This window comes from Pseudomonas sp. LAM2023 (genome assembly GCF_016620375.1).
GTDB classification, from domain to species: Bacteria; Pseudomonadota; Gammaproteobacteria; order Pseudomonadales; family Pseudomonadaceae; genus Aquipseudomonas; species Aquipseudomonas anuradhapurensis.
Map to the genome: position 1 here is coordinate 401,501 of NZ_JAENHV010000026.1, position 18,319 is coordinate 419,819.

Annotated in this window: 14 protein-coding genes; 6 read left to right on the forward strand and 8 right to left on the reverse strand. The window is 54.4% G+C overall.

The features are described 5' to 3' along the window. Nucleotides 1–702: 702 nt before the first annotated feature. The 6 genes from JKP78_RS16820 to JKP78_RS16845 all read left to right on the forward strand — a co-directional run bounded on the left by JKP78_RS16820 (nucleotide 703) and on the right by JKP78_RS16845 (nucleotide 8,117). Complete coding sequence (locus tag JKP78_RS16820) at nucleotides 703–1,536, forward strand: ABC transporter permease (RefSeq protein ID WP_442794007.1); 834 nt, start codon at nucleotides 703–705, stop codon at nucleotides 1,534–1,536. Further along, a complete protein-coding gene (locus JKP78_RS16825; RefSeq protein WP_200627025.1) occupies nucleotides 1,526–2,869 on the forward strand; it encodes an ABC transporter ATP-binding protein in 1,344 nt (447 codons plus the stop codon). Before JKP78_RS16820 ends, JKP78_RS16825 begins: the two co-directional genes overlap by 11 nt. Beyond that, nucleotides 2,869–5,721, forward strand: coding sequence for a polysaccharide pyruvyl transferase family protein (locus JKP78_RS16830; protein WP_200627026.1), 2,853 nt, complete (start codon nucleotides 2,869–2,871; stop codon nucleotides 5,719–5,721). Before JKP78_RS16825 ends, JKP78_RS16830 begins: the two co-directional genes overlap by 1 nt. Then, a complete protein-coding gene (locus tag JKP78_RS16835; protein WP_200627027.1) occupies nucleotides 5,711–6,772 on the forward strand; it encodes a glycosyltransferase family 4 protein in 1,062 nt (353 codons plus the stop codon). The genes JKP78_RS16830 and JKP78_RS16835 overlap by 11 nt, the downstream gene beginning before the upstream one ends. After that, nucleotides 6,772–6,996, forward strand: coding sequence for a hypothetical protein (locus tag JKP78_RS16840; RefSeq protein WP_200627028.1), 225 nt, complete (start codon nucleotides 6,772–6,774; stop codon nucleotides 6,994–6,996). The genes JKP78_RS16835 and JKP78_RS16840 overlap by 1 nt, the downstream gene beginning before the upstream one ends. A gap of 185 nt (nucleotides 6,997–7,181) precedes the next feature. After that, a complete protein-coding gene (locus JKP78_RS16845) occupies nucleotides 7,182–8,117 on the forward strand; it encodes a glycosyl transferase (RefSeq protein WP_234454637.1) in 936 nt (311 codons plus the stop codon). A 460-nt stretch (nucleotides 8,118–8,577) separates the two neighbouring features. On the opposite strand, the gene JKP78_RS16850 is transcribed toward JKP78_RS16845, so the two are convergent. The 8 genes from JKP78_RS16850 to rpsA all read right to left on the reverse strand — a co-directional run bounded on the left by JKP78_RS16850 (nucleotide 8,578) and on the right by rpsA (nucleotide 18,207). Then, entirely contained in the window at nucleotides 8,578–10,575 is a 1,998-nt protein-coding gene (locus tag JKP78_RS16850; protein ID WP_200627030.1) for a polysaccharide biosynthesis protein, read from the reverse strand. Between the two features lie 48 nt (nucleotides 10,576–10,623). Next, nucleotides 10,624–11,646 carry an MraY family glycosyltransferase gene (locus JKP78_RS16855; protein ID WP_200627031.1) on the reverse strand — a complete coding sequence of 341 codons (1,023 nt, stop codon included), beginning with the start codon at nucleotides 11,644–11,646 and terminating at the stop codon, nucleotides 10,624–10,626. After that, nucleotides 11,643–12,632: a UDP-glucose 4-epimerase family protein gene (locus tag JKP78_RS16860; RefSeq protein WP_200627112.1), complete on the reverse strand. Its 990-nt coding sequence runs from the start codon at nucleotides 12,630–12,632 to the stop codon at nucleotides 11,643–11,645. The genes JKP78_RS16855 and JKP78_RS16860 overlap by 4 nt, the downstream gene beginning before the upstream one ends. Nucleotides 12,633–12,855: 223 nt before the next feature. Then, entirely contained in the window at nucleotides 12,856–13,779 is a 924-nt protein-coding gene (locus JKP78_RS16865) for a glycosyltransferase (RefSeq protein WP_200627032.1), read from the reverse strand. A gap of 297 nt (nucleotides 13,780–14,076) precedes the next feature. After that, nucleotides 14,077–15,501 (reverse strand): MBL fold metallo-hydrolase RNA specificity domain-containing protein, encoded by a 1,425-nt coding sequence (locus JKP78_RS16870; RefSeq protein ID WP_200627033.1) that lies wholly within the window; start codon nucleotides 15,499–15,501, stop codon nucleotides 14,077–14,079. Nucleotides 15,502–15,602: 101 nt separating this feature from the next. Beyond that, complete coding sequence (locus tag JKP78_RS16875) at nucleotides 15,603–15,866, reverse strand: lipopolysaccharide assembly protein LapA domain-containing protein (protein WP_170028807.1); 264 nt, start codon at nucleotides 15,864–15,866, stop codon at nucleotides 15,603–15,605. 19 nt (nucleotides 15,867–15,885) lie between these two features. Continuing rightward, nucleotides 15,886–16,185 (reverse strand): integration host factor subunit beta, encoded by a 300-nt coding sequence (gene ihfB / locus JKP78_RS16880; protein ID WP_013971456.1) that lies wholly within the window; start codon nucleotides 16,183–16,185, stop codon nucleotides 15,886–15,888. 345 nt (nucleotides 16,186–16,530) lie between these two features. Continuing rightward, nucleotides 16,531–18,207: a 30S ribosomal protein S1 gene (rpsA, locus tag JKP78_RS16885; protein WP_003252673.1), complete on the reverse strand. Its 1,677-nt coding sequence runs from the start codon at nucleotides 18,205–18,207 to the stop codon at nucleotides 16,531–16,533. Between the last annotated feature and the right edge of the window lie 112 nt (nucleotides 18,208–18,319).

Consider the following 18,319-nt stretch of genomic DNA (forward strand, 5'->3'; position numbering starts at 1 on the left):
GTAGTTCTGCGTTTTACGCGCACTGCCTGGCATCTGATTCAAGGTAACGCTGAAGCCTTCGGCTACCGAGGCAGCCGTCGCGTCGTTCATCTGCACCAGCATCGGAATCCACACTACGCTCGACCAGCGCCCCACCGCAGAGGCTTTGGCCTGGCCTTAAGTAGCTGCCCCAGTGGTCGAGCATCTAGCGATCCGCCATGGCAGCTGGTCGGACATGAATTCCGACCGGCTCAGATCCTGACCACCATCAGGTCGTGACGAACTCGTTCACAGACGGCACTTAACCGCGCTGGCTCCCCGTTTACGTCCCAGCCAGTAAGCGGCCCGACAGCATCGCATGTGCTGACAAATCTGGCGCCACCACCTCAAGGGTGTCGCAGCGAAGCTCACGACCGCTGGTTGGCAGCATGGGTCAAGCCCACGCTCATCCCCTAGGGCCGGCCACGCTGAATTTTGATGCGTTCTTCGATACTGAGTAGAAATGAACACACCGTATCGGATTGGTCGGGTGTTACACTCGGATTTTACCGCCGCCCTAGAAATTACCTTGCCCGCAGGCTATGATCCCGGCCCATTTGTTAATCTAATCGGGCGTGACATGGCTTTAGTGCAAGACCGACACAGTCGTTCGGCCAAAAACGTGCTGCGCGGCCTGCATTTCGCAGAAGTGGAGCACTTCGCATGACAAACTTGCAAAAAACGATTGACCCCCACGCAGTCCAACCCACATCTCTTATGGCTCTTACCCGGAGTCTCTGGCGCAACCGCCAGCTCATCGTGCAGATGACCAAGCGCGAGGTTGTGGGCCGCTACAAAGGATCTGCCATAGGTCTGGCTTGGTCCTTCTTCAATCCAGTATTCATGCTGACCGTGTATACCTTTGTGTTTTCCGAGATTTTCAAAATTCGCTGGGGCGGGATTGGTGCTGATGATAGCAAAACGCAATTCGCCGTAGTGCTGTTTGTCGGCATGATTGTGCTGGGCCTGTTTAGCGAGGTACTCAACCGTGCCCCGAGCTTGATTCTTTCCAACGTCAATTACGTTAAGAAAGTGGTATTCCCGATTGAGATTCTGCCGGTCATTGCCATAGGCGCAGCGCTATTTCATAGCCTCATCAGCCTTGGGGTACTGCTGGCCGCCTTTGCACTCTTCAACGGATACTTGCACTGGACGGCTATTTTTACCCCATTAGTATTGCTTCCTCTGATTATTCTCACGACCGGCCTTGCCTGGATACTAGCATCCTTAGGTGTATTTTTGCGCGACGTTGGGCAAACCATTGGCATCGTTACCACTGTATTGATGTTCCTTTCCCCTGTCTTCTACCCGGTGACCGCAGTACCAGAAAGTTTCCGTCCATTCATAATGGCTAACCCGCTTACTTTCATCATCGAGCAGGCGCGGGAGGTATTGATCTGGGGGCATTTGCCGGACTGGATGGGCTTGGGCGGTTATACCCTGGCAGCTACCGTAATTGCTTGGGCAGGCTACGCCTGGTTCCAAAAAACCAAAAAGGGTTTCGCTGATGTCCTCTAATGACTTTGTAATCCGAGTTCGGGATTTAAGTAAACGCTATGAGATGTATGCACATCCCCGCGATCGACTTAAACAATTCATGCTGCCACGCATTCAAAAACTTGTTGGGAAAGCGCCATCCCAATACTTTGAAGAATTCAAATCCCTGAGCGAAGTTTCATTTGACATCAAAAGAGGGGAAACCGTCGGCATCATTGGACGGAACGGATCCGGAAAGTCCACATTGCTACAACTTATCTGCGGAACCTTAACCCCAACGAGTGGTAGTGTGCAAACAAATGGTCGCATTGCTGCCCTACTCGAGCTCGGATCTGGCTTCAACCCTGAATTTACCGGGCGTGAAAACATTTATCTAAATGCCGCCGTACTTGGATTGAGCAACTCGGAAGTAGACAAACGTTTTGAAGCGATAGCTGCATTCGCAGATATTGGTTCATTTATGGATCACCCCATTAAAACATACTCCAGTGGTATGGCGGTGCGATTAGCCTTTGCCACAGCCATCCATGTTGAGCCAGACATACTGGTTGTAGACGAAGCGCTCGCGGTAGGAGATACAGCATTCCAGCAAAAGTGCCTGAATCGAATACGCCAAATGCAACAAGAGGGTGTCTCGATACTCCTAGTCACTCATTCTAGCAATACTTTGATTGAGTACTGTGACCGTGGCATATTCCTCAAACATGGAGAACTCGTTCTTGATGGTCCTTGCCGTGACGTTGTAAAGGCATATGCTGACGATTTGGTGCAGGACGAAGGCGGCACCGTATTTACCCCAAAAGATTCGGCGACAATCAATGATGTTACTTCCGAGAAATGGCCCGAAGGGGACAGTTCGATCCCGTTAAATGTCATGAAGGAGCCGTTGACTGATAGCAAAACCACTATACAGTCAGTGCGCATCTTGAATGAAGATGGGAAGGAGACGACCAACTTTACTCACGGCAATGTTTTACGAGTCGAAGTAACGATCAACGTACATCGAGACAATGCCCACCCTTGTTTCGGCATCCAATTATTAAGCACTGATGGAATAGGCTTGTGGAGTGCGACCACGCAGAATATGAACGTCTCCCTACCTGCTTTACCGCAAGGGGTACACAAATTCTGCTGGAGATTGACGGCCAATTTTTCAGGTAATCGCTACATCATTTCACTCGGCGTTGGAGATATAACAAGTGGCGAATACAAGCGCCACCACCGATTGGAATATGCAGGCCATTTTGATGTGCTTCCACAACCAGCATGGGGAGCGGGATGGTTGGCGCCTCAGCCATCAGTTGATGAACTGGTCATTAACTCAATGTCTTTAGCCTTAAAGAAGGAGGCATAGTGCAGGAACAAAATACATTGACCTCATTTGAGTCAAAAAAAACGCCACCCCTTCGTATTATGGCCGTTGGTTACTATGGCGCCGGCAACATCGGTGACGACTTGCTCTTGTCCCTGCTTCACAACTGGTGCACTGAAGAGCATTGCCAGTTAACGGCAGTTAGCATAGACCCAGCAAAGACAAAGAGCCTGCTCGGCATAGAGGCAATTGATTTTTACGACCTTCCCGCATTAATACAAGCCATGCAGAATACCGACCTGCTCGTACTGGGCGGCGGGGGCTTATTTCAAGACCACCATCAATTTTCGATAAATGCGCTTTACAACTACCTGCCGGGAGATATCTCGGCATATGCACGCCCGTTTTTCATGGCTCGTCAACTAGGGGTAAAGACCTTGGTTTGGGCGCAAGGTGTCGGGCCTTTAGATAGTATGCAAAGCCGACAAATTGTTAGCCAAGTTTTCACTTTAGCCGACTGGGTTTCCGTGCGCGATGAAGGGTCAGCTGAATTATTGCGAGAGATTGGCGTAACCAGGCCCGTCAAAGTTGCGCCCGATCCAGTGTGGGCATGGCCAATTCATGACAACAAAAACAAGAGTCCCCTGTCAGAAGCCCTCCATCATACTCAAAAAAAACTAGTCATAGTGCTACGCCCCTGGTCCTTCATTGATGGATGGGAAGATTACTTAGTCACCGCGATTAAGGCTGTTGTACCTAGCACCTTCACACTAATCTGGGTGCCATTCCAATCACATCAGATTGACGGGCGGTCTACATCTGATTTTGCTTTCGTTGAATCCCTTATGGCTCGCCTGGCCGATACGCATCAGTGCGCGCTGTACGGCAACTTGACTATTCCAGAAACGATTGAAATCTTGAGAGATTGCAATGCCGTTTTTGCCATGCGTCTTCATGCTCAGATACTGGCGCTTGCGATGGGAAAGCCCACCCTGTGCTACGAATACGACCCCAAAATGACGGCAGCTTCAGTATGGGCTGAAGTGCCTGACAGTCTTCGCGTTCCTGTTTCAGGAACTGTAGAGCAATTAAGTTTCGCATTGAAAGCGCTGATACAGGCGTCAACTGATTCAACGACACATGCTGTAGGAATTCTCGCCGAAAAAGCCAAAGAACATCATCAGTTATTGCAACATGCAATTACAGAAACGCTGCGTGATTCAAGCCCACGAAAACAATGGGAAGCCACCAATTTCGATTGGATTTCAGCATGGCGTGATGGACAGATCGCCGATCTCCGTCAGGTTGTGATCACGCGCGATAAAAAAATCGAAATTCTGGCTCGCACGATTGCCGAACGCGAAGGGCAGATCGCCAGTCTCGACAAAGCATTAGGCGAACGCGATGAACAGATCGCTGCCCTTATTAAAGTCATTGCCCAATGTGAAGGGCAGATCGCGAGCCTTACAGACGTCACTGCCGAAAGTGAAGGACAGATCGCCAGCCTTAAGCAAACCTTGGGCGAGCGCGATGGACATATCACATCGCTCCTTTCCTCTCGCTCCTGGAGGATGACCCAGCCACTTCGCCTAGTTAACAGACTAGGGCGGTCAATGTTTTCACAAGAAAAACGCTATGCATTGCTGAAGGCTATTTATTGGCATCTACCTGAACAACTAAGGAATAAACTGAACCGACAGCGTCACGCCTATGTTGCAAGGCGACTAAATTACAACCTCGCTATAAATCAAGGTGGCGGTAACTCTTCACTCCCGTATGCCATAGAACATAGCGAATGGCTCGTAAGCGCCAATCAGGCAAAGCGCATTGCCATCATTCCGTGCGGCTTTGAATTTGACGAACTAGTTAACCAAAGACCGATCAACGCAGCAAAATATTTTGCTGCGCAAGGATACTTGGTGCTATTCATCGCCTGGCAATGGTCGCCGAAGGATACCTTGTCAAAAGGTAGCAATGAAGTATGGCCGAACGTCTACCAAGTTCAACTTTTTGATTTTATCTCCAAGGCTGAGATGCTGCGCCCACCCCAAGATTTATCGCTCTTCTTGGTTACCATGCCTGCCCCCATATTGGTCAATCTTATTCCATCTTTACGGCAACGTGGCTTGGCAATTGTTTATGACATTATGGATGAATGGGAGGCTTTCTTCCATGTTGGCCAAGCACCTTGGTTTAGAAAATCCACAGAGGACTCGCTGGTACTTCAATCGGACTATGTCTGCGCTGTATCTCCCTCGTTGCGAGACAAGTTCGCCAGCCTTCGCTCAGACATCAGCGTCATCGGCAACGGCTATACCCCTGAGGTAATTGGCATCGAGCAGAAGGGGATCGCGGGAACTCAACGAACCGATGAGCATATCATCGGTTATTTCGGCCACCTCACTGATGCATGGTTTGACTGGCGGCAGGTCTTCCACCTTGCGAGAAGTCGAACAGATATTACGTTTGAAATTATTGGTTACGGTGAACCTGACTGGGTCAGGCAAGAGTCGGCAACAGTGCCCAATCTCCGCCTATTGGGAAAAGTCTTTCCAGACGACTTGCATCGCTATACCTCCCGCTGGTCTGCCGGAATGATTCCATTTGTTGAAGGTATTCTGGCTGAGGCCGTCGACCCAATTAAGATTTACGAATATCTTTATTTTGGACTTCCCGTAATCGTGACCGGTATTCGGCACCTAAAAGACTACCCGATGACATACTTTGCCGAACGTAAGGATGCTCTTGACGCGCTTGAGCAGGCACTTCAATCCAAGTGCAACCTTGAGGAACTTGATGCGTTTCTAGAGCAAACCACATGGCATGCTCGCTTCGATACACTGGTGAGCGGAGTCAACAACAGCCAAAACATGCGGTGCCTCTATGCAAACTAGAGTATGCTTTATCTATCCCTGGGCTACGTTTGGTGGTGTCGAGCGAGTTCTCCTCAATCGCGCGCTAGCGTTCAAACATTACCTCCCAGAAATAAGGGTAGATTTTTATTTCTTACACGACTCTGGAGGGCTAGCTCCCTTAGCGGCAGCAATGACTCAGTATGAGCTCAACGCAAATTCATCAGTCTCAATCATGTCCTCGTTTGATCAGGACTATGATCTCGCATTTATCATTGACTGCCCTCAAGCTATCGACTTGTGCGTTAGACGATCACAGCGATATGTGGTGGAGTGCCACACTTCTTATGCAGAAAACCGGGGCTACCTTGCCAATTTGCCCAGTACTTGTGAGCGATTGATCACTCCATCTTCTGTTTTCAGCGATCTTATCCGTAATGAGTTTCCTGCCTTACCCGCACCAGTCGGTGAGCTGCGGAACTTCGTACCGTGGGACCTGCCAAGTCAAGGATCCTCCCTCGACAACTGCTTACCTCGCTGGACCAAAAAGCCCATACTCTTCTTTGGGCGTCTTGATCACCTGAAAGACCCGTTGTCTCTGTTAGATGCTTTCCAGTTACTGGAGCATCGTCGCAAAGGCGAATTTATGCTTTTATTCTGTGGGCCAACGTCGCCAGAAATTGACCTTAACAAAGAAATTTCAAAACGTTCACTAGAGGGTCTTTCTGTAGTGTTACCTCCTGTTGCGTTCGCTTCAGCAGGGCGTTTATTAAATTCAGTCGCTCATGCTGGCGGAATTTTTGTATCTCCGTCCAAAGGGGAGTCATTTGGATTATCTGCAGCAGAGGCTATTTCGTCACTTGTCCCCGTAGTGCTTTCCGATATCAAGGCACACGTCAATTTGGTCAGTGGCTATGAACAAATCTTCACCTATCCACTGGGAGATACAAAAAAACTCTCAGCTCGCATAGAATCGGTTTTTGATGACTATGCTAATGCTTGCGATGCTGTTGCGCGTGCCAGACTTACATTCTCTGCAGCCTCGTTTATCGAAGACTGGAAGCACCTTTTCAATGAACTGGATATTGCCTGATGAACAGAGACTTGTATTTAATTGGAACCCACCCCAAAGCCATCAGACTGCCTCCGGTGACTCGGGCATTGAAAAATGAACCTTGGGCAAAGATTCGTGAATTGGCAACAATCCAGCACAGCGAAATATGCGCCTCTCCCTCCGTTACTGCAATGAAGCGCTCACACATGAAACCCCATGGCCCTGAGCGGATCGTTAAAGTGCTCAAAGGGCATTTCGTCTGATGCATTTAGTATATTTCTCGCCTGTACCCTGGGCAAGTTTTGCGCAGCGCCCTCACAAGTTTGTGGAGTGGTTCCATGCCCGGCGTGGCGGCAATGTACTCTGGGTTGATCCCTACGCCACGCGATTCCCAGAGCTGGCAGATCTTCGGCGCTTGTGTAAAAAGGCTGCAGCAGGGAACGCGACAATGCAAACGGCAGTGAATAGTGCGCCCGCATGGCTAACTGTTCTTCATCCAAAGTCATTTCCGATTGAACCACTGCCAGGTGCTGGTGCGCTCAATCGTTGGATCTGGAACGATACACTGGCCGCAATTCAAGCGTTTATTGAGAAGGGGCAGTGCCAAATCGGTATTGGTAAACCCTCCGAGCTTGCTCTACAGGTGCTTGCCCAGCACCCCACAGTTTCGTCGATTTACGATGCAATGGATGATTTCCCGGCATTTTATCGGGGGCTATCGCGGATAGCGATGAGCCATCGGGAACAGAAGATTGCTGCCCAGGTTACGCGGATATCAGTATCCTCTACAGCATTAGCGGATCGGTTCGCTACTTATTATTCAAAACTTAGTCTTGCGCTTAATGCCTGCGCGATTGAAACCCTGCCGCCCCCCAGCACCACAACTAAAAACTCAGAGAAACCTGTTCTTGGCTATGTTGGCACGATCGGTCACTGGTTTGACTGGCCTTTGGTATTTAATCTGGCAGAGGCTAATCCATCCATGTGCATACGTTTGATTGGTCCTGTCTATACTCCTCCTCCTAGGCCTCTGCCTCGCAATATCGAGCTTTTGCCAGCTTGTGATCATGCGACTGCAATGAAGCACATGCAGGAATTTACTGTTGGATTAATTCCCTTTAAGCTGAACGAACTTACGACATCGGTTGACCCAATTAAATATTACGAATATCGTGCGTTGGGTTTACCGGTTCTCTCCACTAGTTTCGGAGAGATGACCCTGCGAGATGGGCTAGCGGGAGTTTTTCTTATGGACAAACACGCCGACCTGAGCAGCTTGGTCAAAACAGCCATAGTACACAATAGTAAAACAGATGAGATGCAAGAATTTCGGGAAGCCAACTCGTGGGAGGTACGCTTTGACACAAGTGGCATACTCTCTTGATTCTGATGTGATCATTGACAGTTAGAAACTGCTGACTGAATGATATTTCACTTTTTACGGTGGTTGCCGCACAAGCCACGCTGGTGAATAACACGAACAACTGCAAGAAACTCCGGGCGAACATCAAAGAGGCGCCCGCAGATTAGGCTCTACGTGATAAGTATTGTCTACACCGCCGCCAACAGGCCAATTCGACCATGGCGGCATAACTTTTCGAGAGCTTGCATTAACGCTCGATCGTGTCCCGGGAAGTGGCGTGACTGTACCAACCGAAAGCACCCGGCGGACAAAAAATCGCGCCATGCAATGGTCGACTATGACACCGGTTAGAATGCCTCGGTGCTATAACCGGGTATGTAGCAATTAGCATGCATGGCCTATACCCGTCGTTTCATCAAGGCGAAGTAAGTGCAGCCCAAGGGCAAGACCGAGCGGACCGATGTTGTGCAACAAAACTGATTCAAGGCTCCAGACGCCGGCGCTGATACAGCCAATCCACGATATCCCCGTCTGGCGTATAACCACTTACCGTATCCCGAAGCAGTTGCCGTACCGTGACAAAGTCATCGGCCGCGATCGCAACCCGTAGCGCATCCAGGCGCTGCTTCAGCACATCCCATGGCAGGTACTCTTCGTTCGCGCTCATGATCATGGGGTGGCGCGTGGCAATCACGTTATCGCCAATCAGCAGCTCTTCATACAGCTTTTCACCAGGGCGCAACCCGGTGAAATTAATGGCGATGTCGCCTTGTGGGTTGCGCTCGGAGCGGATTCTGAAGCCGGACAGGTGAATCATCTTTTCCGCCAGCTCCACAATCTTCACCGGCTCGCCCATGTCCAGCACGAACACATCACCGCCCTGTCCCATGGATCCGGCCTGGATGACCAATTGCGCTGCCTCGGGGATAGTCATGAAGTAGCGGGTGATTTTCGGGTGGGTCACGGTCAGGGGTCCACCTGCCTTGATCTGCTCGTAGAACAGCGGAATAACCGAGCCCGAAGAGCCAAGCACATTGCCGAAGCGGACCATGGTGAAGCGGGTCTTGTTCACCTGCGATACATTGCCTTTTTCGCCCATCAGTACCGGCGCCAGTTCATGGCTAAGGGCCTGCAGCACCATTTCGGCCAGGCGCTTGGTACTGCCCATCACATTGGTCGGCCGCACGGCCTTGTCGGTGGAAATCAGCACGAAGTTGGCGACACCAGCCTGCAGGGCCGACTGGGCGGTGTATAGGGTGCCGAACACATTGTTCAACACACCCTCGGCAATGTTGTGCTCTACGATGGGCACGTGCTTGTAGGCGGCGGCGTGGTAGACGGTATCGACCTGCCAGGCACGCATTACGTCCAGCATCTTCGCCTGGTCGCGAACCGAACCCAGTATCGGGATCAAGCGTACAGTCAGGCCCTCACGGACGATGCGTTGCTCCAGTTCGGCGGCGATGGTGTAGAGGTTGAATTCGCTATGCTCCAGAAGCAACAGGGTGCACGGCGCCCGCCCCAGGATCTGGCGGCAAAGCTCGGAGCCTATCGAACCACCGGCGCCGGTCACCATCACCGTCTGCTGGACGATGCAGTGATCCAGCAGGTCGTGCTGGGCGGGCACCGCATCGCGGCCCAACAGGTCGGCGACATCCACTTCCTGGATATCATCCACCTTGACCCGGCCGCTGGCCAGGTCCATGAAACCGGGCACACTGCGCACATGCAGCGGGTAGCCTTCGAGCAGGTTGAGGATTTCACGGCGGCGGCTCCTGCTGACGGATGGCAACGCCAGCAGGACTTCCTTGGCATCGGTGTCGTCGATCATCCGTTGCAGTTGTTCTGGCCGGTACACCTGCAGCCCGGCAATAACCCGGTCGGTGATGCTGGCATCGTCATCGATGAAAGCTACCGGGCGCATGGCCTTGCCCATGCGCAAGGCTGCCACCAGCTGGTTACCCGCCGAGCCGGCACCGTAGATGGCAACCCGCGGCAGGCCATCGGCGCGGTTGGCGAAGGGTACGTGCTGCACAGCAGTGCTGAACCAGTCACCCAAGAAGTACTGGCGCATGGCCAGGCGCAACCCGCCCACCATGATCAGGCTCAACCACCAGTAGTTGAAGGTAATGGAGCGCGGCACTACGTTCTGGTGGTTGCTCGCCCAATAGATGATGAAGCCCAGAATCAGCGCCGATAGGGTGACGGCCTTGATGATCGCGATCAGCGCGTCATTGCCAAAATAGCGCATCACGGCCCGGTACATCCCGAAGCGGATGAACAGCGGAATTGAAATGATCGGCGCGGTGGCGAACAACCAGGTGTGGTCCCGGACAGGGTTGGCTAGGTTATCAATGCCCAGGCGCACAACAAACGCCAGCCACAGCGCAAACCAGACCAGGATGACGTCTGCCGCCACCTGAATCAGCCGTTTGTGGTGCCGAGGCAGCCCAAGCAGCCTTGAGCGCAACCTATTCATAGAACCTCTGAAATCATTCCAAAGTGACATGGCTACAACCTTTCCCTATCACTTTAGCGAGTGCTCAAGTTCGCCAGCGCGCCAGCGCGCGGCCAGGAACGCCAATGGCAGATAGCCGATGATCACGCCCAACACGCCGTCCAGGCCCAGTAACAGTACACACAGAGCCACCGGCAACAGCCAGAATAGATTGAGTGCCACCACTGCCAAGGTCACCGGCAAGTGTTTACCGTAGTGGCGCGAGGCGAACTGATAGGCATGACTGCGGTGAGCTTCGTAAACCTTGTCACCACGCTGCAGACGGCGGAACAGAGTGAAGGTGGCGTCAACCACGAACACGCCCAGCAAGATCAGCCAGCACCAGAACAGCTGTGGTGCAGCCCAGGCGGTCTGCAGCGACATGCCTGCCAATACAATACCGAGGAACCCACTACCCGCGTCACCCATAAAGATCTTGGCTGGCGGGAAGTTCCAGAACAGAAAGCCCACGGTAGCGGCTGCCAACAGTAGCGGCAGAACCATCAGTTGCGGCGCGCCGACCAACGCCGCAAGCAGGACCATGCCCAAGCATACAGTGACCGCTTCGGCACTAGCAATGCCGTCGATGCCATCCATAAAGTTGTAGAGGTTGAGCATCCACACAGCGTAGAAGGCAGCCAGGATGTAGCCGAACCACTGCAGGTCGACGGTGAAACCGAATACCTGCAACGGCGCCAGGCCACCCAGCCAGTAAAGCATCCAGCCAGCTGCGGCGAGGTGACCGAGCAGCCGCCACCGGGCGGCAATGTGTGCGTGGTCATCCATGAAGCCGATCACCGCGATCAGCCCCCCCGCTCCACCAATGGCGACCAATGTCGACAATGGCACCGCATCGGACAGCGCAAGCACAGGCAGGCAGGCCAGAAAACTCAGCACGATCGCCACACCACCGCCCCGCGGAGTCGGCACGGTGTGCGAACTGCGCGCGTTGGGCACATCTATAATCTGCTTGTTCAAGGCGTAACGCCGCAATACCGCAGTCAAAAGCAGGGATGCCCCTGCAACGAGGGGGATGAGCCACCATGCCTTCATTTGTCTTGCTCTTTCAAAAAGTTGATCGCAGTGGCCCGCAGTGCCTGGTCGACATCGAGCGGGGGCTTCCAGCCTAGCATTTCACGTGTTTTGTCGATGTCCACCTGCAACGAACCGCACAGGCGCCTGGACAACGCGCCCTTGCCGGCCAGCATTGCCGCACTTTTGAGCCAGATGGCAGGCACCGGCAGAAGCCTGGCGGGCTTGCCCAATGCCTGGCCTAAGCGCTGCAACAGTTCGGTGGTGGATAGATCGTGACCATCGCTGGCCAGAAAGGTCTGATTGGCAGCGGCCGGGTGATCGATACAGGTCACCAGCAGGTCCACCAGGTTGTCCAGGGCTACCAGGCTGCGCTTATTGTGAATGGCGCCGAACGGCAGCGGCAGGCCCCTGTTCAACCAGTTCATCATACTTCGAAAGTTGGCTTTTACGCCTGGACCATAGACCAGCACAGGGCGAACAATTACCACTTCCAGCCCGGTTTGCGTCGCCAACTGGCGTAGGCCTTCTTCGGCCTCGCGCTTGGAGATGCCGTAAGGATCCAGAGGCGCCGGCACTTCATCGGCAGTGAATGGCGCACGGTCGTCGGTGCTCTCGCCATTCACTTTCACCGAGCTTACAAAAATGAAACGCCGCACGCCTGCCTGGGCTGCTGAGCGGGCCAGGCTCAGAGTGCCATCTACGTTGACTCGACGGAATTCGGCTAGTGGATCTGTTGCGGTCTCCTGCATCACATGCACCCGCGAAGCCAGGTGGATCACGGTGTCTACCAGCTCGAAATGCCCGCTGACGGCATCCACTGCCGCCAATTCGCCGAACAGGCGGTAATCGACTCCGGCAAGTTGTTGGGCGGGCCACTGCCTTACCAGCGCCCTTGGCGCCCAGGCTGGATTGGCGACAAGCTGCTCAAGCAGCGCACGACCGACAAATCCACTGCCGCCAGTTACCAGCAGGCCGCGACATTGCGCATTGCCTTGGCCAGCCATCACGCGCTCCCCACCCGGCTCGGCAGGCGCAAGACGCGTGGCCTGTCCAGATGTCCAAAACCGGTTCCACCGGCCACCAAAATAATCATCGAGCAATCCGTCCTCTTGGGCTCTTTGCTGCTGCCAGCCTGGACTTTGGGTTGCGCACCAGCTTCCAGTCCATTTTTAATCATAATATTCAGCACAGTTGAACGATTCGCCCTTCTGGCCTGGGAATGCAGGCTTATGAAAGCCTCTGTCCTGCCAGCCTGGCGCACACAAGAATGAGACACAACCCGAAGAAATAAACCTTGTCGCGATTTCGCCGACGACACTGCCGGGCATTAACCGCAAGCCGCAGCAGACTCTTGACGTCCGGTTCCGCCCATCCCGCAACCAATTCAGACTTTTCCATCCCGACAAGTGATGCAATATGCATGGATTGGTGTAACCACCACCCCGAAAGTACCTTGCTTAGTCGAGCCCTCATGGCCACGATACCGGCGTTGACCCCTACCTGGTTGCTGGCGTGTTGCCGGTAGCGCATGGACGCCTGGGGGTCAATGAACCACTTCATGTGTTGTGACCGCGCATAGGCATAGATCAGCCAGTCATGTAGCGCGACCTCCTGAACTTCCTGCCAGTTCGCCAGCAGAAACGCCTTGAACTGACTAGCAAGCGCCGAGGATAGTAGGTAGGTACAGCCCGGCCCGGCCGCTTCGAAAAGGTAATCGAATTTCACTTGGGGCTGATGTTTCTCAACCAGCACTTCACGGCCGTCAGGCCAGAATGCCACGACATTGCTCGAATACGCAGCATTACCCGACGCAATGTGTTGATAGCCGCGCGCCAGTTTATCCGGATACCAGATATCATCTTGGTCCGCCAGGGAAACCGCATCGAATGGCGATAGATCCACATCGCGGAACAAACGGAAGAAATTCTTGCCTGCCCCACCAAAGCGCTGGCCAAACGGTAAGACCTGTACAGCAGGGGTATTTTCCTGAATTGTTTCGCACCAGGCCTCGGTACCATCATCCGAACGGTCCACACTGATGAACAAAGTCACATCGACATCATCTTGCTCTAGGATGGACGCTACCTGTTCAGGCAACCACTGCATACCATTATAGGCAGCTAGAAGTACGGCAATCCTAGGGATTTTCATTATAGGTCCATCCAGTCAAGAAATAACTTCATAACACTCCAACCCCGAAATAGTCCGCGCCAGCGAAGACAACACGTTCATTGTTTCATCTGTTGTTTCGGCGTTAGAGGTCACTTATTTTGCCAAATCCGAAGGTCTTTTTCAGAGCCTCCTTGGAAGAGAGGGGCGCGAGCCTGTGCCTTCAGGTGAACCGAGCAATCTCGCTTTGGAGAGGAGGCTGAATGTACAGCTTCACCTCGCGAGCATAACGCAAGCCAAACGCAAGCCAATCAACGCGGCCTACCCACCCGATGGCCATCACGCAATAGTGACATCCACTTCATTACCGACTTGGGCAAGCGCCTCCCGCAGTGCCCGAGCGAGCACTTGCTTAGCCCTCGCCTCCCCATGCACCAGCACCACCCGCAGCGGCTCGCACCCTACCACAAACCGCACCAACCCCGCCTGATCCGCATGCCCCGAATACCCACCCAAGGTCATTACTTTGGCCCGCACCTCGTACATTCGCCCATCCAGATCAATCTGCACAAACCCTTCCGCCCCTTCGCTAGCCTGGATAACCGCCCCCGGCGTGCCCTTGGCCTGGTAACCGACAAACATCACCTCATGCCGCGGATCCCCCAACATGGCCTTGAGGTAGTTGACGATGCGCCCACCCGAACACATGCCATTGCCGGCAATGACAATCGCCGGCCGCCCGGTGCTCTTGAGGTAATTGACCACCTGCTGGTGGCGTGCATGGCTGTCGATGCTGATCAACTGGCTGAAATCCAGCGGATCGCGCCCTTCGGCAAGGCGCGCCCTGGCCTCGGCATTCCAGTAATCGTGCAGCTCTCGATACACGCCGGTTATGCGCTGGGCCAAGGGTGAGTCGAGAATGATCGGTAGTTGCGACCAGTCGACTGGTTCGCCAGCCGGGGACGGGCCGGATTTGCCGAGCAAGGCCTTGCGATGAAGAATACCTTCGAGGTCGTATAGCAGCTCCTGGGTGCGACCCAGGCTGAAGGCCGGAATCAATAGCGTGCCCTGGTCGGCCAAGGCGCGGTCGATGGCAGCTTCGAGGCGTTGCTCGCGATCACCCAGCAGCGGGTGCAGGCGATCGCCGTAGGTGCTTTCCAGAACCAGCAGATCGGCTCGCTCCGGGGACTGCACGGGGCGCAGCAAGGGGTTGCCGCAGGCGCCGAGATCACCAGAAAACACATAGCGGGTATTGATCCGTTCGTGCTGCATGTCGCATTCGACATACGCCGAACCCAACAGATGACCGGCGCGCTGCAGGCGAATGCGGCAGCTGAGACCAGGGCGCTCGACCAGCGTATGCCACTGCTCGAAAGGTAGCGGCACGATTAGCTGGCGGAGGAATTCAAGGTACCTTGCCACCTGGGCAGGCTCGCTGCTGATGCTGAGCTTGTAGGCATCCTCCAGCACCAGCGGCAGCAGCCGGGCAGAGGGTTCACTGCACAGGATGGGACCCCGGTAGCCCGCAGCCAACAGGGCCGGGATGCGCCCTACGTGATCAAGGTGAACATGCGTGATGACCAGGGCCTGAATGCCCTGCACATCGAAATCGAGCGGCGCGGATGCAGCGCCTGACGCGGCGTCGCCGCCCTGCTCCAGGCCACAGTCGATGAGCAGGCTGGTCGACGGATCAAGATGCAGCTGGTGGCAGGATCCGGTGACGCCCTGGGTGCCACCGTGATGGGAAAGGACGGGATATTCCATGCTGCACACACTCGCCTGGGCCGAAAATGAAGTGCGCTATTACTCCATGACAGCCGGTACAGACAAAGGTGAGGATTCCTAAGAAGCCGTAGGAAATGTCGTTAATTGCTGCTTAGTGCCGCCTGCCGTGCGGAAGCCCGGATCTTGCGTTTGCTGCGCTGTACGCTGTATGCCCCCAGCAAAGGCCCGATTGCCAGGCCAATCACCAGCGCGGCAAGTACCAGCACCGCAACTGGCATGGCTGGAGCTGCCCAGCCGAACAGGACCAACGAGACGGTTTGCTGGTTTTCCAGAACGAAGAACAGCACCACAGCCGCCAACAGCAGCACGAACACCGCCGCCAGGGCGCGCTTGAGGTTACGCATCAGATTGCTCCTTGTGGAATCAGGTGTGAGCCTCGTGCTCTTCTTCATTGACCCGGTCGCGCAATTCTTTGCCGGGCTTGAAGTGCGGCACGAACTTGCCTTCGAGGCTGACCGACTGGCCGGTCTTCGGGTTACGGCCGACACGCGGTGCGCGATAGTGCAGCGAGAAGCTGCCAAAACCGCGGATCTCGATGCGATCGCCGGTGGCAAGGCATTGTGACATCTGTTCAAGCATGGTCTTGATGGCCAACTCCACGTCCTTGGACGAGAGCAGCCCCTGATGGGTGACAATACGTTCGATCAGCTCCGACTTCGTCATATTTTTCCCTTCGTTATCAAGCAGCTAGATCATTGCTTAACCAGTTTGTAGCACGCTGGGAAGGATTTGAACAGGGTGGTTCTTGACTTAATAAAAAAATTCAAGATTGAAGTTTTGTCGGAATGGTCTAGCTGGCGGGGCTTGGCGGGGGTGGGGGTTTGGCTGGTTAGCGCTCGGCGCACGGGAGGTGGCGCCTGGGAGATCGCCTGCTGCGCGGGCGGCGTTCGGCCTCACAGGCACACCCCCTTACGAGGAACACCTCCTGCCCCCCTCCAAACCAGCCAATAGAAGCGCAAAAAAAAAGGGTGGCCCGAAGGCCACCCTTTTTTACCGATCAAACAGAACTCAGTTCTGCTTGGCCATTGCTTCGCGCAGCAGCGCAGCCATGGTGGTGTCGGCAGCCGCTTCCGGAGCGTTTTTCAGGCTCTGGATGGCTTCGCGCTCTTCAGCATCGTCCTTCGACTTGATGGACAGGCTGATAACGCGGGACTTGCGGTCAACGCTGATGATCTTGGCTTCGATCTCTTCGCCTTCCTTCAGGACGTTACGCGCGTCTTCAACGCGGTCACGGCTGATTTCGGAAGCTTTCAGAGTAGCTTCGATGTCGTCGGCCAGAGTGACGATGGCGCCCTTGGCGTCAACTTCCTTCACGATGCCCTTGACGATAGCGCCCTTGTCGTTGACAGCAACGAAGTTGGAGAACGGATCGTCTTCCAGCTGCTTGATGCCCAGGGAGATGCGCTCGCGCTCTGGGTCAACCGACAGGATGACGGTTTCCAGCTCGTCGCCCTTCTTGAAACGACGTACGGCTTCTTCGCCGGTTTCGTTCCAGGAGATGTCGGACAGGTGAACCAGGCCGTCGATGCCGCCGTCCAGGCCAATGAAGATACCGAAGTCGGTGATCGACTTGATGGTACCGGTGATCTTGTCACCCTTGTTGAACTGGCCGGAGAAGTCTTCCCATGGGTTGGACTTGCACTGCTTGATGCCCAGGGAGATACGACGACGCTCTTCGTCGATGTCCAGAACCATGACTTCCACTTCGTCGCCAACCTGAACGACTTTCGACGGGTGGATGTTCTTGTTGGTCCAGTCCATTTCGGAAACGTGTACCAGACCTTCAACGCCTTCTTCCAGCTCAGCGAAGCAGCCGTAGTCGGTCAGGTTGGTAACGCGAGCCTGTACGCGAGTACCTTCTGGGTAACGGGCAGTGATAGCTACCCACGGATCTTCGCCCATCTGCTTCAGACCCAGCGAAACGCGGTTGCGCTCACGGTCGAACTTCAGAACGCGTACGTCGACTTCGTCGCCAACGTTAACGATTTCCGACGGGTGCTTGATGCGCTTCCAGGCCATGTCGGTGATGTGCAGCAGGCCGTCGATGCCGCCCAGGTCCACGAATGCGCCGTAGTCGGTGAGGTTCTTGACGATACCTTTGACTTGCTGGCCTTCCTGCAGGGTTTCCAGCAGGGCTTCGCGCTCGGCGCTGTTCTCGGCTTCCAGCACGCTGCGACGGGAAACGACAACGTTGTTGCGCTTCTGGTCCAGCTTGATGACCTTGAATTCCAGCTCTTTGCCTTCCAGGTGGGTGGTGTCGCGCACAGGGCGGACATCAACCAGGGAGCCCGGCAGGAACGCACGGATGCCGTTAACGTCGACAGTGAAGCCGCCCTTAACCTTACCGTTGATAACGCCCTTGACCACTTCTTCGGCGGCGAAAGCTGCTTCCAGAACAATCCAGCACTCGGCGCGCTTGGCTTTTTCACGGGACAGCTTGGTTTCGCCAAAGCCGTCTTCGACCGCGTCCAGCGCAACGTGAACTTCGTCACCGACCTTGATGGTCAGCTCGCCAGCTTCGTTGTAGAACTGCTCGAGCGGGATGACGCCCTCGGACTTCAGGCCAGCGTGTACGGTAACCCAGTCGCCGTCGATGTCGACAACGATACCGGTGATGATGGCACCCGGCTGAAGATTGAGGGTTTTCAGGCTTTCTTCAAAGAGTTCTGCAAAGCTTTCGCTCATTTTAATTCCTGTAGATTCGGGCGAAACATACGCCCCTCGCCACATTCCAGACAATGTGGGTCTGTTTTAAGTAAAGGAAAACGGGCAGGACGTTGACTGGTGCCCCTGCCTG

Excerpts from the sequence above, each read along its gene's own strand:
- JKP78_RS16845 (WP_234454637.1), top strand. The coding sequence starts at position 7,182 with ATGCAAACGGCAGTGAATAGTGCGCCCGCATGGCTAACTGTTCTTCAT.
- JKP78_RS16865 (WP_200627032.1), bottom strand. The coding sequence starts at position 13,779 with ATGAAAATCCCTAGGATTGCCGTACTTCTAGCTGCCTATAATGGTATG.
- JKP78_RS16825 (WP_200627025.1), top strand. The coding sequence starts at position 1,526 with ATGTCCTCTAATGACTTTGTAATCCGAGTTCGGGATTTAAGTAAACGC.
- rpsA (WP_003252673.1), bottom strand. The coding sequence starts at position 18,207 with ATGAGCGAAAGCTTTGCAGAACTCTTTGAAGAAAGCCTGAAAACCCTC.
- JKP78_RS16860 (WP_200627112.1), bottom strand. The coding sequence starts at position 12,632 with ATGGCTGGCCAAGGCAATGCGCAATGTCGCGGCCTGCTGGTAACTGGC.
- JKP78_RS16875 (WP_170028807.1), bottom strand. The coding sequence starts at position 15,866 with ATGCGTAACCTCAAGCGCGCCCTGGCGGCGGTGTTCGTGCTGCTGTTG.
- JKP78_RS16835 (WP_200627027.1), top strand. The coding sequence starts at position 5,711 with ATGCAAACTAGAGTATGCTTTATCTATCCCTGGGCTACGTTTGGTGGT.
- JKP78_RS16840 (WP_200627028.1), top strand. The coding sequence starts at position 6,772 with ATGAACAGAGACTTGTATTTAATTGGAACCCACCCCAAAGCCATCAGA.
- JKP78_RS16850 (WP_200627030.1), bottom strand. The coding sequence starts at position 10,575 with ATGAATAGGTTGCGCTCAAGGCTGCTTGGGCTGCCTCGGCACCACAAA.
- ihfB (WP_013971456.1), bottom strand. The coding sequence starts at position 16,185 with ATGACGAAGTCGGAGCTGATCGAACGTATTGTCACCCATCAGGGGCTG.
- JKP78_RS16855 (WP_200627031.1), bottom strand. The coding sequence starts at position 11,646 with ATGAAGGCATGGTGGCTCATCCCCCTCGTTGCAGGGGCATCCCTGCTT.
- JKP78_RS16870 (WP_200627033.1), bottom strand. The coding sequence starts at position 15,501 with ATGGAATATCCCGTCCTTTCCCATCACGGTGGCACCCAGGGCGTCACC.